This is a genomic window from Bacteroides sp. ET225 (assembly GCF_024733745.1).
Classification (GTDB): Bacteria; Bacteroidota; Bacteroidia; order Bacteroidales; family Bacteroidaceae; genus Phocaeicola; species Phocaeicola excrementipullorum.
Map to the genome: position 1 here is coordinate 92,010 of NZ_JANRHN010000002.1, position 14,453 is coordinate 106,462.

The 14,453-nt window shown below is 51.1% G+C and carries 12 protein-coding genes; 1 reads left to right on the forward strand and 11 read right to left on the reverse strand.

Going from position 1 to position 14,453, the window contains the following annotated elements; translation table 11 throughout:
* Position 1: 1 nt before the first annotated feature.
* From NW212_RS01375 to NW212_RS01415, 9 genes are all read right to left on the reverse strand, one after another.
* Positions 2 to 1,366, reverse strand: coding sequence for an MATE family efflux transporter (locus NW212_RS01375; protein ID WP_258336865.1), 1,365 nt, complete (start codon positions 1,364 to 1,366; stop codon positions 2 to 4).
* Between the two features lie 324 nt (positions 1,367 to 1,690).
* Complete coding sequence (galE, locus tag NW212_RS01380; RefSeq protein WP_258336866.1) at positions 1,691 to 2,725, reverse strand: UDP-glucose 4-epimerase GalE; 1,035 nt, start codon at positions 2,723 to 2,725, stop codon at positions 1,691 to 1,693.
* Positions 2,726 to 2,896: 171 nt separating this feature from the next.
* Positions 2,897 to 3,499 (reverse strand): electron transport complex subunit RsxA, encoded by a 603-nt coding sequence (rsxA, locus tag NW212_RS01385; RefSeq protein ID WP_258336867.1) that lies wholly within the window; start codon positions 3,497 to 3,499, stop codon positions 2,897 to 2,899.
* Between the two features lie 17 nt (positions 3,500 to 3,516).
* Positions 3,517 to 4,101 carry an electron transport complex subunit RsxE gene (gene rsxE, locus NW212_RS01390; RefSeq protein ID WP_258336868.1) on the reverse strand — a complete coding sequence of 195 codons (585 nt, stop codon included), beginning with the start codon at positions 4,099 to 4,101 and terminating at the stop codon, positions 3,517 to 3,519.
* A complete protein-coding gene (locus NW212_RS01395) occupies positions 4,094 to 4,876 on the reverse strand; it encodes an RnfABCDGE type electron transport complex subunit G (RefSeq protein WP_258336869.1) in 783 nt (260 codons plus the stop codon). The genes rsxE and NW212_RS01395 overlap by 8 nt, the downstream gene beginning before the upstream one ends.
* Complete coding sequence (locus tag NW212_RS01400; protein ID WP_258336870.1) at positions 4,873 to 5,862, reverse strand: RnfABCDGE type electron transport complex subunit D; 990 nt, start codon at positions 5,860 to 5,862, stop codon at positions 4,873 to 4,875. Before NW212_RS01400 ends, NW212_RS01395 begins: the two co-directional genes overlap by 4 nt.
* Positions 5,863 to 5,874: 12 nt before the next feature.
* Positions 5,875 to 7,212, reverse strand: a complete 1,338-nt coding sequence (gene rsxC, locus NW212_RS01405; RefSeq protein ID WP_258336871.1) for an electron transport complex subunit RsxC — start codon at positions 7,210 to 7,212, stop codon at positions 5,875 to 5,877.
* 25 nt (positions 7,213 to 7,237) lie between these two features.
* Complete coding sequence (locus tag NW212_RS01410) at positions 7,238 to 8,116, reverse strand: Fe-S cluster domain-containing protein (protein WP_258336872.1); 879 nt, start codon at positions 8,114 to 8,116, stop codon at positions 7,238 to 7,240.
* Positions 8,117 to 8,130: 14 nt separating this feature from the next.
* A complete protein-coding gene (locus NW212_RS01415) occupies positions 8,131 to 8,526 on the reverse strand; it encodes a SoxR reducing system RseC family protein (RefSeq protein ID WP_375337933.1) in 396 nt (131 codons plus the stop codon).
* A 412-nt stretch (positions 8,527 to 8,938) separates the two neighbouring features.
* Here NW212_RS01415 and NW212_RS01420 point away from each other — a divergent pair, with 412 nt between their 5' ends.
* Positions 8,939 to 9,589 (forward strand): HU family DNA-binding protein, encoded by a 651-nt coding sequence (locus NW212_RS01420; protein WP_258336874.1) that lies wholly within the window; start codon positions 8,939 to 8,941, stop codon positions 9,587 to 9,589.
* Between the two features lie 143 nt (positions 9,590 to 9,732).
* Here NW212_RS01420 and NW212_RS01425 read toward each other — a convergent pair whose 3' ends face one another.
* Positions 9,733 to 11,082 (reverse strand): RagB/SusD family nutrient uptake outer membrane protein, encoded by a 1,350-nt coding sequence (locus NW212_RS01425; protein ID WP_258336875.1) that lies wholly within the window; start codon positions 11,080 to 11,082, stop codon positions 9,733 to 9,735.
* A 12-nt stretch (positions 11,083 to 11,094) separates the two neighbouring features.
* Positions 11,095 to 14,439, reverse strand: a complete 3,345-nt coding sequence (locus NW212_RS01430; protein WP_258336876.1) for a SusC/RagA family TonB-linked outer membrane protein — start codon at positions 14,437 to 14,439, stop codon at positions 11,095 to 11,097.
* Positions 14,440 to 14,453: the final 14 nt, after the last annotated feature.

Below are 14,453 nucleotides of genomic sequence, written 5' to 3' on the forward strand. Positions count from 1 at the left end.
TTCATGACAAAACACGTTCTTTGGCGACAATGAGGTGCAAGCGACGGTAAACATAGATAAAAGCCGGAACCAGAAACAGGTTGGCAAACAGCCAGGCGGTCGGATCGCCGAAACATACGCCCCAGAAGCCCCAAAGAGGAACAACCACCACACTGACCAATACGCGGGCTACCATCTCGGATACGCCGGAAAACATGGCCAGCTTCGTATAGCCGGCTCCCTGAATGGAATAGCGCAAGATACTCAACGAACCCAAAAGAATAAAGAATGACACATTAATGTGCAGAAACAATGCCGTATCGGCGATAATCTCTGTTTCATCGGGAGATATGAAAAGAAGTGCAAACTTCTCGGCAGCCAGCCAGATTACTAAAGCCACAGCCAGCGAATAGACAACCATCATCAGTGCAGCCGACTTGATTCCTGCCCAAATGCGGTCAGGCTTGCCGGCACCATAGTTCTGCCCCGAATAAGTTGCCATAGCCATACCCAGACTGTCAAGCGGACACATCACAAACATCTTGATACGCATGGCCGCAGTAAATGCAGCCACACAAGCTGTTCCCAACGCATTGTTCGCACTTTGCAGCATGATGCTTCCAATGGCGGTGATAGAAAACTGAAGTCCCATGGGAACTCCGATATAAAGCAACTGCTGCGCCAGCTCCGGGCGGAAACGGCGGTCGGAGCCTTGGGGCTTGAGCACATCAAACTTGCGGTACATATAAAAATAACAAAGCACAGCTGAAACGCCCTGAGAGAAAACAGTAGCAATGGCAGCTCCTGCCACTCCCCATTCAAGCACCAGAATGCAGAACAAATCAAGCAAGATATTCAGTACGGCTGAAAAAAGCAGAAACCAAAACGGAGTCTTGCTGTCGCCAAGCGCACGTATGATGCTGGAAAGAAGATTATAGAAGAACGTGCAGGGCACACCGGCAAAAGTTATCAGCAGATAGATATAGGCTCCGTCAAATATATTGGAAGGAGTACGCATGGTACGCAGAATCAAAGCACACAACAGGCTGGTAATTACGGCTATCAGCACAGACATCACAGCCGCCAGCTTCAGACTGACAGACACGTAACGGCGAAGAGTGACATAGTCGCGTGCGCCGAACTTCTGGGCAACAGGAATGCTGAATCCGCCGCAGCATCCGTTGCAAAAGCCAAGAATGAGAAAAACGACCGAAGTGCTTGCACCCACAGAAGCTAAAGCATCGATGCCAAGAAACTTGCCGACAATAGCAGCATCAGCCAGCGAATAGGTTTGCTGCAAAACATTTCCTAACAGCAAGGGAAAAGTAAAATTCAGAATCAAAGGCAGGCTGGGGCCTGAAGTCATTTCTTTTGTAGTCTGTGTCATAACATCACCCGTTAAAGTCGGGCAAAGTTACAGCAAAGCTTTAAAACGGCAGGATGAACAGCATGTTAATTCGTGCTACAGCAAATATTTTCTTGCTTTATGTCAAGAACAAAAAACTGTTCCCCGACTCACGTCGAAGAACAGCCACAACACAAACACAAAATAAAACACGACAAAACTACTATGCATTCGTACTATTCTCTCCCCTTGCGGGAAAAGACGACGCATCATATATATTCACACACCTATAATCCGCCATAAGTACGCCGCATTCATAAAACGTGTAAAACACGTCTTATGTTTTACCAATTTACAAAATATAAATTACATAATACCTTTTTCACGCAGATGAACCTGCCACTTCCATGCAGAACGCAACGTGTCTTCCAGTGTAGCCTCAGCCTTCCATCCCAACTCCGTGTTGGCATAAGTCGGATCAGCCCAAACTTTCACGATATCCCCTGCACGGCGGCCCGTTATCTGATAGTTCAATTTCACGCCAGTAGCTTCTTCGAACTTATTGATCAGTTCGAGCACAGAAACTCCGCGTCCGGTACCTACATTGAACACCTCAACTTTGTCTTTCTGCTTGTCTTCCAGGATACGGTTCATGGCAATCACATGAGCCTTGGCCAGATCCACTACATAAATATAGTCGCGGATGCAGGAGCCGTCAGGAGTATCATAGTCATCACCGAACACGCTCAACTTTTCGCGGATGCCCATTGCGGTTTGGGTTAGATACGGAATCAGGTTCTGCGGCACGCCGTTAGGCAATTCGCCGATCAAAGCTGTAGGATGCGCACCGATCGGGTTAAAGTAACGAAGCATGATAGCATGGATCGGAGAACCCGAAGCAACCGTATCACGGATAATTTCTTCGTTAATCTGCTTTGTGTTGCCATAAGGAGATTCAGCTTTCTTGATCGGAGCATCTTCAGTTACAGGCAGCTTGTCGGGCTGGCCATAAACCGTGCATGAAGAAGAGAATATGATTCCCTTTACGTTGTGCTTGGGCATCAGCTCAAGTATATTAATCAATGATACCAGGTTGTTGCGGTAATATAACAGCGGTTTCTGAACAGACTCGCCGACAGCTTTGCTGGCTGCAAAATGGATGATGCCCTGAATGCCCGGATATTTGGCGAAAACGTTGTCAAGCCCTTCATAATCCAGACAGTCAACTTTTTCAAAAGCCGGACGAATACCGGTAATCTGTTCGATACTGTCTACGACATCCGCACGCGAATTAGACAAGTTATCCACGATTACTACATCGTATCCGCTATTTTGCAGTTCAACTACAGTATGCGAACCGATATATCCAGTTCCGCCAGTTACAAGAATTCTTTTTTTCATGACCAAAGTTTTTTTTGTATATTGTGTATTATAATGAGTTTTTTATTTATGTTAGAGCAAATATAAGAAAAAGGATTGAGAAAACCGCCTGATTAATAAAAAAAGTGAGTTGAATATAGTTTATTTAAGTTTCAGACAGCGTTTCAATCCTCCCTCTGTTTTTCAGGCCATTCAGCCAAGCCCGAACAATACGGCAAGCCCCTTGTCTACACCGGAGAACCCCATAAAGGCCATAGCCAGCAATCCCGCGGTTATCAATGCGATAGACATGCCTTGCATTCCTTTCGGTATGTTCACCAGACTGAGCTGCTCGCGGATACCGGCAAACACAATCAGTGCAAGAGCAAAGCCCAAGGCCGTGGAGAAAGCATAGACAACACCTGTAAGCAGATCAAAGTCCTTTTGAATGACCAGAATCGCCACGCCCAGGATGCAGCAGTTCGTAGTGATCAGCGGCAGAAAGACTCCCAAAGCCTGATACAGCGCAGGGGACACTTTCTTGAGAATAATCTCCACCATCTGCACCAGTGCGGCTATCACAAGAATAAAGGCTATCGTCTGCATATAAGCAAGTCCGAACGGATCGAGCACAAACTTCTGTATCACATACGTGACGATAGTCGACAGGGTAAGCACGAAAGCCACCGCCGCTCCCATTCCCATTGCCGTCTGCACTTTCTTCGATACGCCCAGAAACGGACAAATGCCAAGAAACTGCGACAGGACAATGTTGTTTACAAATATTGCGGTAATAAATATCAGTACGTATTCCATAATGCAACGTTTTTAAGTCAGGATTTTCTCAAACGGTTCACGATGGCTATCAGATAGCCCAAAGCAATGAAAGCACCCGGAGCCAGCACAAAAATCAGCATTCCATAACTTTCGGGAACAATCGCCAGGCCGAACACTTTGCCCGTGCCGAGAAATTCACGCACGCTTCCAAGAAGAGTCAGAGCGACGGTAAAGCCCAGGCCTATGCCCAGCCCGTCGAAGAAAGAAGCCACCGGACCATTCTTGCAGGCAAAAGCTTCGGCACGTCCCAGCAGGATGCAGTTGACCACAATCAGGGGAATGAACAAGCCAAGCGTAGCATACAGTCCGGGCACATAGGCCTGCATCACCATCTGCAGTATCGTTACAAATGCGGCTATCACCACCACGAAAATAGGAATGCGGACCATATCCGGCACCAGATTCTTGATGGCAGATATCACCACATTCGAGCAGATAAGCACAAACATCGTGGCCAGTCCCATCCCCATGCCATTAAGAGCAGACGATGTGGTTCCCAGCGTAGGACACATACCCAGTAAAAGGACGAATGTAGGATTCTCCTTAATCATCCCATTGAGCAAGACTTTCAGATTATTCATGGCTGCCTCCTTTCTGTTCTGAAGTTATCGGATCATGGCCTTCCGACGGCTCGGCATACAAAGTCGCTCCGCTCGAAGCATCCGCTCCCTTGCCGGTTCCGGCACCGCCTTCCGACGGCTGCGTCGCTCCGCTCGAAGCGTCTGTATCTGCTTCCGTTTCTACAGGCTCCTCAACCTGGCCCGAAGCTCCGCTTGAGGCATCCACCTCTCCTTTCATATACACAGCGTATGCGTTGTTTACAGCCTGAAGAAAGGCACGCGAAGTAATGGTAGAAGCAGTTATGGCATCAACATCTCCGCCATCCTTTGTTACCTTGAGCGGAGATTCTCCCGGATTCTTCCCCGTGATGTCACCCTTTCCACCTTTCTTGAACCAGTCGGCAGCTTTCGATCCCAGCCCCGGAGTTTCCGAATGAGCCAGCAGCGAATAGTCGATGATGTTTCCTTCGGCATCAAACCCGACGAGCACCGTCAGGGCACCTCCGAAACCGCCGGCCGAGGCTTCTACCGCCGCACCGATAAAGTTTCCGTCTTTCGTAGCGCGGTATATCTTATACATTGTCCCTCCGACTTCCACCTCTTCAGGCGATTCGGCAGGGTTATTGTCAAAGCCGGGCACGACCAGAGCGATGGCATCGCTCAGCGCCTTGGCATTGGCCTGGGCAATAGGACCTGCGGTCACATTGTTGACCCAGCCCAGCAACGCCCCCGCGACCACAGAAAAACCGGTCAGCGACAGGAGCATGTTTTTCAGTGAGGAATCAAGCTTTTTCATTTTTTCACTACCTCCCCAAAACGTTTAGGTTTACAGAATGTATTGATCAGCGGAGTGAAAGCGTTCATGATAAAGATCGCGAACGACATTCCTTCCGGATAAGAGCCGAACAAACGGATAACCACGGTAAGAAAGCCGATGGCTATGCCATAGATTACCATCCCCTTACGGGTCATGGGAGAAGTCACATAGTCGGTTGCCATGAAGATGGCTCCCAGCATCAGTCCTCCGGTAAACAGATGAGCCCAGGGCGAGGCGTAAGTCGTCGGGTCAGCCAAATGCATCAGCCCCGTAAAGACAAACACCGTTGCCAGAATCGACACCGGAATGTGCCAGGTGATAATCTTCTTCCAAAGCATATAGGCCAGGCCCAGCAGCAGGGCAAGCGCGCTTATCTCGCCGATGCATCCCGGATTGTTTCCCAAGAACAGATCCAGGCTGTCCGGCAGCTGGGCCAACGCGCCGGCATTGCCATGAACCGCCTGCTTCATCAGCGAAAGCGGAGTGGCGGCAGTTTCGGCGTCGGTATAGCTGGCAAGCTGGCCGGGCACAGGCCACGACGTCATCTGCACGGGGAACGAAATAAGCAGAAAGATACGTCCCGCCAGAGCCGGATTGAAAGGATTGCAGCCCAGTCCGCCGAACGTCATCTTGGCTATGCCGATAGCCACCAAAGCACCGACAACAATGATCCACAAAGGGATGTTTGAAGGAAGATTGAATGCCAGCAGGATTCCTGTCACCGCAGCCGACCCGTCCATTATCGTGGTCCGCTCACGCTTCAGAATGAACTTGGTTATTGCCCACTCAAAGAATATGCACGCCATGACTGATGTCAGCGTAACGATTACAGCTCCCAGCCCGAACATATAGAATGACACCAGCAAGGCAGGAACCAAGGCTATGAGCACGCCGTACATATTTTTCTGTACGCTGTCGCCGCCATGCACGTGGGGAGATAAAGATACGATCAATTTATTTGCCATAAGATTCTTCTATTATTTTTTCGCATTGCGTGCGCGGATGATTCCGCCCACCTTTCCTTTTCCCAGCCGGATATAGTCGAGCATCGGACGGTGGGAAGGACAAGTAAACTGACACGACCCGCACTCGATGCACGACATTATCATTTCGTGTTCCACACGCTCCCAGTCGCCATGCGCCGAACACGTAGCCAGCAAATAAGGCTCCAGCCCCATCGGGCACGCGCTGACACACTTGGCGCACCGTATGCAAGGCTGCGGAGCCGTCCGTCCGGCCTCTTTCCGGTTCATTATCAAAACGCCCGAACTGCCCTTACATACAGGGACTTCAATTGTGGCAAGCGCCTTTCCCATCATCGGACCGCCTCCGATAACCTTTCCCGTATCTTCCGGAAGTCCGCCTGCCGCATCAATCAGCAGGCTCATCGGCGTGCCGAGCCGCGTCAGGAAGTTAGAAGGTTCGGCCAGCGATTTGCCGGTCACCGTCACAACACGTTCGATCAGCGGCTTGTTCTTCTGCACCGCTTCATACACGGCGAAAGCCGTACCCACATTCTGCACCACCGCCCCGACATTGACGGGAATTGCAGGAGGTGCAGGAACCTGCCGGCGGATGACGGCATCTATCAGCTGCTTCTCTCCTCCCTGAGGATACTTCACTTTCAAGGGAACAACCTCTATGCCCGGATAGCCGGCCGCCTTTTCAGTCATAATCCGGATTGCGTCGGGCTTGTTGCCTTCAATCCCTATATAAGCCTTGTCCACTTTCACGGCCTTCATCAGGATGCTCACCCCTACCAGCACTTCGTCTGTCTTTTCGAGCATCAGCCGATGGTCGGCGGTGAGATACGGTTCGCATTCAACGCCATTGATTATCACATACTCTGCCTTGCATCCCGGAGGAGGAGTGAGCTTGACATGAGTCGGGAAGCATGCGCCGCCCATACCGACCACTCCCGCATTCTTTATCTTTGCAACGATTTCTTCAGCCGAAAGGCTGCATTCCCTGACCAGCGCAGAGCTTCGGTCGATGCCTTCCTCCCATTCGTCGCCTTCCACATCAATGACAATGGCAGGCTTGCGGTAACCGCTCGCGTCAACCACATTATCGATTCTGTTCACTTTTCCGGAAACCGACGAAAAGATTGCAGCCGAAACAAAGCCTCCCGCTTCGGCTATCTTCGTGCCTACCTTCACCGCATCGCCTTTCTTCACGACGGGCACAGCCGGAGCGCCGATGTGCTGCGACAGAGGAAAGACAGCCTGTCCGGGAAGCCCTGCCTCACGGATGGCCTTGCCTGCCGACAGCTTGTTTTCTGCCGGATGAACTCCGCCTATTCTAAATGTTCTCACAGTTATTCTTGTTTAAATTCTTGATTCAGTTTACTTGCGCTTTTTCTGCCTGGCCGGGCGCGTCTTCTGCCGCAGCCTTCGCTTTGCGCGGAGGGAAATTAACAGCAACAATCGCTCCCTGCGGACATTCCATCTCGCACTTGCGGCACGACTTGCACTTGGCCGGATCGATGTACGCCAGGTTGTTCTCCAGCGTAATGGCCTCAAAAGGACAAACCTTGACACATTTTCCGCAACCGATACAAGCCGACGCACAAGCCTTTCTGGCTACAGCCCCTTTGTCTTTGTTGACACAACGGACATACACCCGCCGGCTGTTCTTCCCCTTCGGCCGAAGCTCGATGATGCTGCGCGGGCAAGCCTTGACACAGGCTCCGCAAGCGGTGCACTTCGCTTCGTCCACTTCGGGCAAGCCCGTTTCAGCGTTCATCCGGATGGCTCCGAACTGGCATGCCGCAACGCAATCGCCGCATCCCAAACAGCCGAACGTGCATCCGGTTTCCCCGCCGTAAGTCGAGCTGGCCACCGCACACGAGCGCACACCGTCATATACCGTCAGCCTGGGACGGTTGGCACATGTCCCGTTACACCTCACTACAGCCACCTTGGCTTCTGCGGCCACAGCTTCCAGTCCGAGGATAGCCGCAATCTTCTCCATTGTAGCCTGCCCTCCGACCGGACACAGTTTTCCCTCCAGCGAACCGGCCTTCACACAAGCTGAAGCGAATCCGGAACATCCCGGATAGCCGCATCCGCCACAATTGGCCTGCGGCAACACTTCAGCAACCTTGCCTATTCGAGGATCTTCATACACGGCAAACTTCTTGGAAGCCACATACAAGACGACCGCAGAAACCAGTCCTATAGCGCCCAATGAAATCACTGCCACCAAAATCAGATTCATAGATAGTTAGTTTATTAATTGATTATTGACTCTAAGGTAAAAACGAAAGTCCGCTTCAGACGGTTCCGGAAGAAATAAAGCCCTGCATAATAAGGCGCAAGCATCCCCAAAGCCACCAAAGCCGACAACGGCTCATTGCCTCCACTGAAATTCATGGCCGCAAACAGCGAAACAAGCATAACCAGAAAAGGACAGACAAAAGCCCATGCCACAGCCTTCAGTCCCAGCGACGACGCTCCTTCAATCATAACCTGCTGGCCTACACGACATTCCATCTGCTTGTCATTGATAACGTCGACCGACTTCTCTTTCGCATCGGCCGCGCTGCAATGCCCTCTCACGCCGCATGATCCGCACGCAGATGTCTGCACGATTCTTACCTTCAGGCAAGAGCCATTTATGTTTTCCACAATACCGAGATGTTTTATCTTGTCAGCCATTTTGCAAACCGTACATTACAATGCAGGAGCAAATGTAACATAAAAATTGTTTCGTTGGTAACGTTCACGGAGAAAATCGAATTAAAAACTGCTAAAACAAGCGGAACACGATGGACAATATGCCAAACAGCAGATTACTTAAATATGGAATCAGCAGAAATACAGGCCCCGCTTAATACGCCGGCAGGCCCAAGCAGAAACCGGACAAAAGCCAGACAGAATCTCTGCCTTTCCGGCGCAAAGCCGGTCCTTGCGCAAACGAAACTGGAAACCACAATGTGGAATGCAGAAACCACGATGCCGTTTATACAAACCACACCGCGGAATGCAGAAACCGCATTGCAAAACATATTGTCCAACAAGAAAAAACAAACAAAACACCATGGCAGCGAAGTATACGATGCAGGAGATGAAGAATCTCAGGAAAGAAGGAGAAACCTTGCTTTATCCGAAAATGGTCATGCAGGATTGCTGCGGAACCAACGAACTGGCCAGAATGATAGCCGGAGAAACCACGTTCAGCACGGGAGAGATACGGGGAATCATCGGCCAGCTTGCCCAGAGAATGGCCAGAGAAATGGCTGGCGGACACGCGGTGAAACTCGAAGGAATCGGCACGTTCACCCCCTCGCTGACTCTGAAAAAAGGCAAGGAAAGGGAAACGCCCGATGGAGAAGGGACACGAAGAAATGCGGAAAGCATCGAAATAAGGTCGGTAAACTTCAGGCCGGCAAAAGAACTGGTTCAAGAAACAAGCCTGCACTGCCGACTGGAACGGGCGCCGAAGAAGTCGAAGCTCCATGTTTCTGAATATACGCCCGAGCAACGGCTGGATATGGCAAAGCGGTTTCTCTCCGAACATGCCATGATGACCGTAAGCGACTATGCCAGACTGGTGGGGCTGAGCCGGACCACAGCCAGCAAGGAACTGCGCAAATGGCTCGAAACAAACAGAAAAGACATCGGAACCAAAGGGAAAGGCTCCCACCGGATTTATGTAAAGGCTCCCGGAGCAGAAGGAAAGCAGGCATAAAAAAGGGAGCGGCGGCATTCAAAAAGCCAGGCGCGGGGACACAGCGTTCATGCACAAAAGCTGAACACACGGTTCCCAGACCTGGCCTTTCAACTACGTCGCTCCCCTAAAAAGACTTGTACGGCTCTTCAGCAGAAAGACATTCAGTTCTGAAGTCCCGGATTGGCATCGATGGCGTCTTGGGGAATGCGCAGCGTATAGCGCGAGTCGTTCTCCTCCAGCACATACGATTTGCCGCCGATTTCCTTTTCAATCCTCGGGCGCGAAGTGCGTCGCAGGTCAAACCAATAATGGCCTTCGAAAGCGAGTTCACGCATGCGCTCGTCCAGTATTTCCTGAACCAGCTCCTCCTGGCCCATCGCTTCTGCCGCCCTCGCTTTCTCTTCATAGCCGGCCTGCGTGTAGCGGTTCTTCACCAGCTGGAGCAAGCGTTCGCGGGCTTCGGGCAACTTGCCAAGGCGCGCAGCCGCTTCAGCCGCATTCAGATAAAGCTCGCCGGTGCGGAAAGAGCATTTGTACTGCGATTTTCCTCCCCTCACCGAAATGTAATTGCCGTTATCGTTTTGCGAGAAGTACGTTGCCCGGCGGAGATCCTTCCCGTTTTCATACCGCTCCACAAAAGCAGGAGCCACCTTTATTGAAGGAGCATTCGATTCGCCGCAGATAATCTCGTAGGCGTTGATCATTTCGGCCGAATCAAATTCGCCGGGAAGCTTCGGCGTATCTCCGCCCGAAGCGTTCAGGTCAACCAGGTCAGCCTTCACTTTCAGCACCTGTTCCGCAGCCTGGTATGCTTTTTCCCATTCGCCCATATAAAGGTATACCCTCGATTCAAGAGCCTCGGCCGCCAGTGAAGAAAAGCGGTAAATATACTGGGTTTCCCATATATCCTTGCTCATCAGCGTCTTCGCGCGCGCTATGTCCGAAAGCACCGCATCATAGATTTCTTTCACCGTGACACGCCCGGGCGTTCCCTCCAGATCCATGTCCCACTTCAAGGGAACGGCCTTGCTTTCGGGTCCTCCCGCTTTCGTATAAGGCTCTCCGTAAAGATTGACCAGCAGGAAATGCATGTATCCGCGCATCATATAGGCTTCTCCCACCAGCTGGTTCACGTCTTCAGGGCTTCCGTCAGCAATTTCGTCCTGCTTGGAAATGATTGCATTCGCATAATAGATGTTGCTGTAATAATCCGACCAGCCGAACTGGCGGGTGCTTGCTCCCGGATTCACATCGTTCCAGATTTCGATATCCTGGTAGATATTGACATCATAACTGCTGCTGGCGGATACGAAAGCGGCATCAGTGCGCAGCTCACAAACGCCCCGGTCGCTCATTTTCTTGTCGTAAGCCGTGGCAAGCAGCGCACGGTAATCTTCGAGCGTGCTCGGAATGACCTTCCCTACCGGCTGTATATCAAGATAAGAGTCGCAGGCAGGCAATGAAAACAGGCATCCGGCCAAGAATGCTGTCTGGTATAGTTTCTTCATCATAATGATCATACGTTAAAAGTTAAGATTCAAATTAAAAGTCACAGACTTCGGTATCGGTGTGGAATACAGGTTGCCCATCGATTCCGGATCCATATAATTGCTGTAGTCACTGCTGATGACAAACAGGTTGCGCGCCTCGATCGCAACGGTTGCGTCGCCGATGCGCAGCTTGTGAGTCCATTCGGAAGGAAGGCGGTAAGCCAGGCGCAGGTTCTGCAAGCGGGCGTAGTTCAGTTTCTTCACCCAGATATCCAGCGAATTATAGATGTCCCTTCTCGAATTGAACAGGTAATAGTCGGCCGGATTCGTTCTTTGTGTTGCCAGCGCAGGCAGCGTGCCGTTCGGATTTTCCGGCGTCCAGCGGTCGAGAATATCCCGGTTTACGTTGCGCCCCAGGTCAAAGTCTGTGATGGAATAGCTGGGAGAAGTGCGTACATGCGCCCCGAAGTTGAACGAGAAGTTGATGTTCAGCTCCCAGTTCTTGTACGACAATGTATTCAGGAATCCGCCCGTATACGGCGCGTCTGTCGTTCCTGCATAGGTATACATATCCCTCTGCTCTTCCACGGTAGCTCCAATGTTGTATGAAGCGTCACCCGCTCCGGTATCCGTCATCTTGAACATTTCTTCCACGGTCACGGCATTTCCCTGCTTGTCTTCCAGCAGAATCTGCCCGGTTTCCTTGTCGATTCCTTTCGTTTTCAAGGCAAAAATCGCTCCTACCGGATAGCCTTCCAGACTCGGCGTTGTCTGATCTTTCTCCGTAATCACTTTCAGCACCTCGTTCTGGTTGTATGCAAAGTTGAAGGTCGTGTACCATGAGAAGTCTTTCGTTGCAATGTTCCGTGTCTGCAGGTTCACTTCCACACCTTCGTTGCGCATACTTGCCCAGTTTATGGTCATGGTGCTGAACCCGTTTTCAAGAGGCAGCATTTTCGATCCGATCAGATCCGTTCCTTTCCGGTGATAATAGTCTACGCTCAGGTTGATCGCCTGGTTCAGCACAGAGAAGTCCAGCCCCACATTATACGTGGCGGTCTTTTCCCATCTCAGCTTGCTGTTCGGCGCACTGTTGATGGCAATGGACTGCTCGCTTCCAAATCCGGGCAGCAGACTCACATTGTCGTAAATGCCTACAAGGAAGGGCGACGTGTTCTTGTCGATGTTTCCCTGCAGACCGTATGAAAAGCGCAGGGCCAGATTGTCCAGCCATTTCGCTTCCTGCATGAAAGTTTCGTTGGAGATTCTCCACAGAGCACTGGCCGAATAGATGGGAAGGAAGCGATACTTCTTGTCCACCCCGAAGAGGTCAGAGCCATCCAGACGGACGCTGGCCCCGAACGTATAACGGTTCATGAGCGTATACGAACCATTGGCGTAGAACGAAGCGAAAGCATTCTCCTGATAGCTTTTGCTTTTCAGCTTCCAGTCGTTTGCACGGCTCTCGTCGGGGAACACGATGTTCTGGAACGTCAACGTCTTCGGATCATAGCCATACCCGGTTGATGCCGTGTTCTCCAGCCAGTTCTTGCGGATTTCCGAACCGGCCATCACCTGCACGTCATGAATGTTTCCGAACGTATTCTTGTATTCTCCCTGAAGCTTCCAGGTTATCTGCGAAGTCGTGCTGGATGTATTCCGCAGCATTCCTCCTTCCGGTATGAGGTAGATGCGCGTACCGTTCTTATAGTAAGTGTTGTTTTCACGCTGGTTGCGCATGTTGTATGTATTTTTGCCCACATACTCCTCTTTCGCAAGCTGGTCCCACTGAACGCCTACCTGCGACGACACCTTCCACTGGTCATTGAAGCGCAAGTCTACATTGAAGATCGAGTTGATGGCGGTAGTCACCGACTCGTTTCCGGTATTGGCCCGCTCCTCAAAGATATTGAATCCTTGCTTCTCGTCACGCTCGCTGCCCTCCAGCACATCGTAGTCGTACAGATAATTTCCTTCCTTGTCGAACGGCTGGAAATAAGGGCTGGCTATACGCGAATAATACACCGGATTGATCAGTCCGTACGTATCCGACACGAAAGAAGTGTTTTTCCGCCGGTTGGCAAACACCGAGATGCCCAGCCTCAAGATCTTGTTCACCTGATAGGAAGTCTTGCTGGTCAGATTGAAACGCTTCATGCTCACGCCCGGCACATTTCCGTTCTCTATGGTATATCCCAGCGAGTTATAATACGTCACCTTTTCGGTTCCGCCCGAAATGCTGAAGTTATATTCCTGCGTAACGGCATCACGGAAAAGGATGTCGTTCCAGTCTGTGTTTATTCCCCTCAGCCGGTTGATCGCCTCCTGCGTTTCAGGGCTCAGCGCGTCCCATCCCTGTTCGCGGTAGAGCGCAAGCTCGTCGTTCGCCTTCAGGATAGCGGCCACCTCGCCCTTTTCCCTGAATACGGGATATTCTATAATGTCCCACATCAGGAAAGGTTTTTCTTTCATAAGCTGCAGCTCCAGATTTACCTTTTCATCGGCATTCAGCAGATTCAATCGCGAAGTGTCGAGATTCGGCGTATAGGTCAGCTTGGTATTGAAGTTGACGACAGGCTTGCCGGTCCGTCCTCTCTTCGTCGTGATTATGATGACACCGTTTGCCGCACGCGCTCCATAAATGGCCGTAGCGGCTGCATCTTTCAAGATAGTGATGTTCTCGATGTCGTTCGGGCTCAAGCCGGCAACAGACGACTGGCCGATATTGACAATATCGTTGGCATTGTTCGCGTCCATGGCCGGGATGTCCGTTCCTTCCAGCGGAATGCCGTCCAACACCCAAAGCGGGTCTTGGGTTCCGTTCAGTGAAGCCGTACCGCGGATACGTATGCGGGCTGGCGCTCCCGGAGCACCCGAAACGCTGGTCACCGACACACCGGCAATCTGACCGGCCAATGCCTGGTCAATGCTTGTAGAAGCTCCCACCATCGACTCGGTCACTTCCACCTTTGAAATGGCTGCCGTCAGTTTGCGCCGTTCCAACTCCTGGTATCCCGTAACCACAACGTCTTCCAACATATGCGACATTGGCTGCAAGATTACCCGATAATCGTTTTTGCCTTCCTTCAGCTTTATATGCAGATCTTCAAATCCGATATACTTGAAACCTAATCCAGTCACCTTATCCGGCACAGACAGAGAAAACTTTCCGTCAATATCGGTTATAGTAGCTACAACCGTCCGGTTATCACCCACTCTCTTCAGCTCCTCTGCAGGCACATAAACAGATGCACCTACCAGCGGCTGGTCATCCTCACCGGAAATCACCACTCCGGTCACAATACGGTCGCCGGCATACGCCCTGGCGAACAAGTTGATCAGAAGGCATAATGAAATGCCAAAAAGTTTTTTAGTCATAAATTTATCAAGCA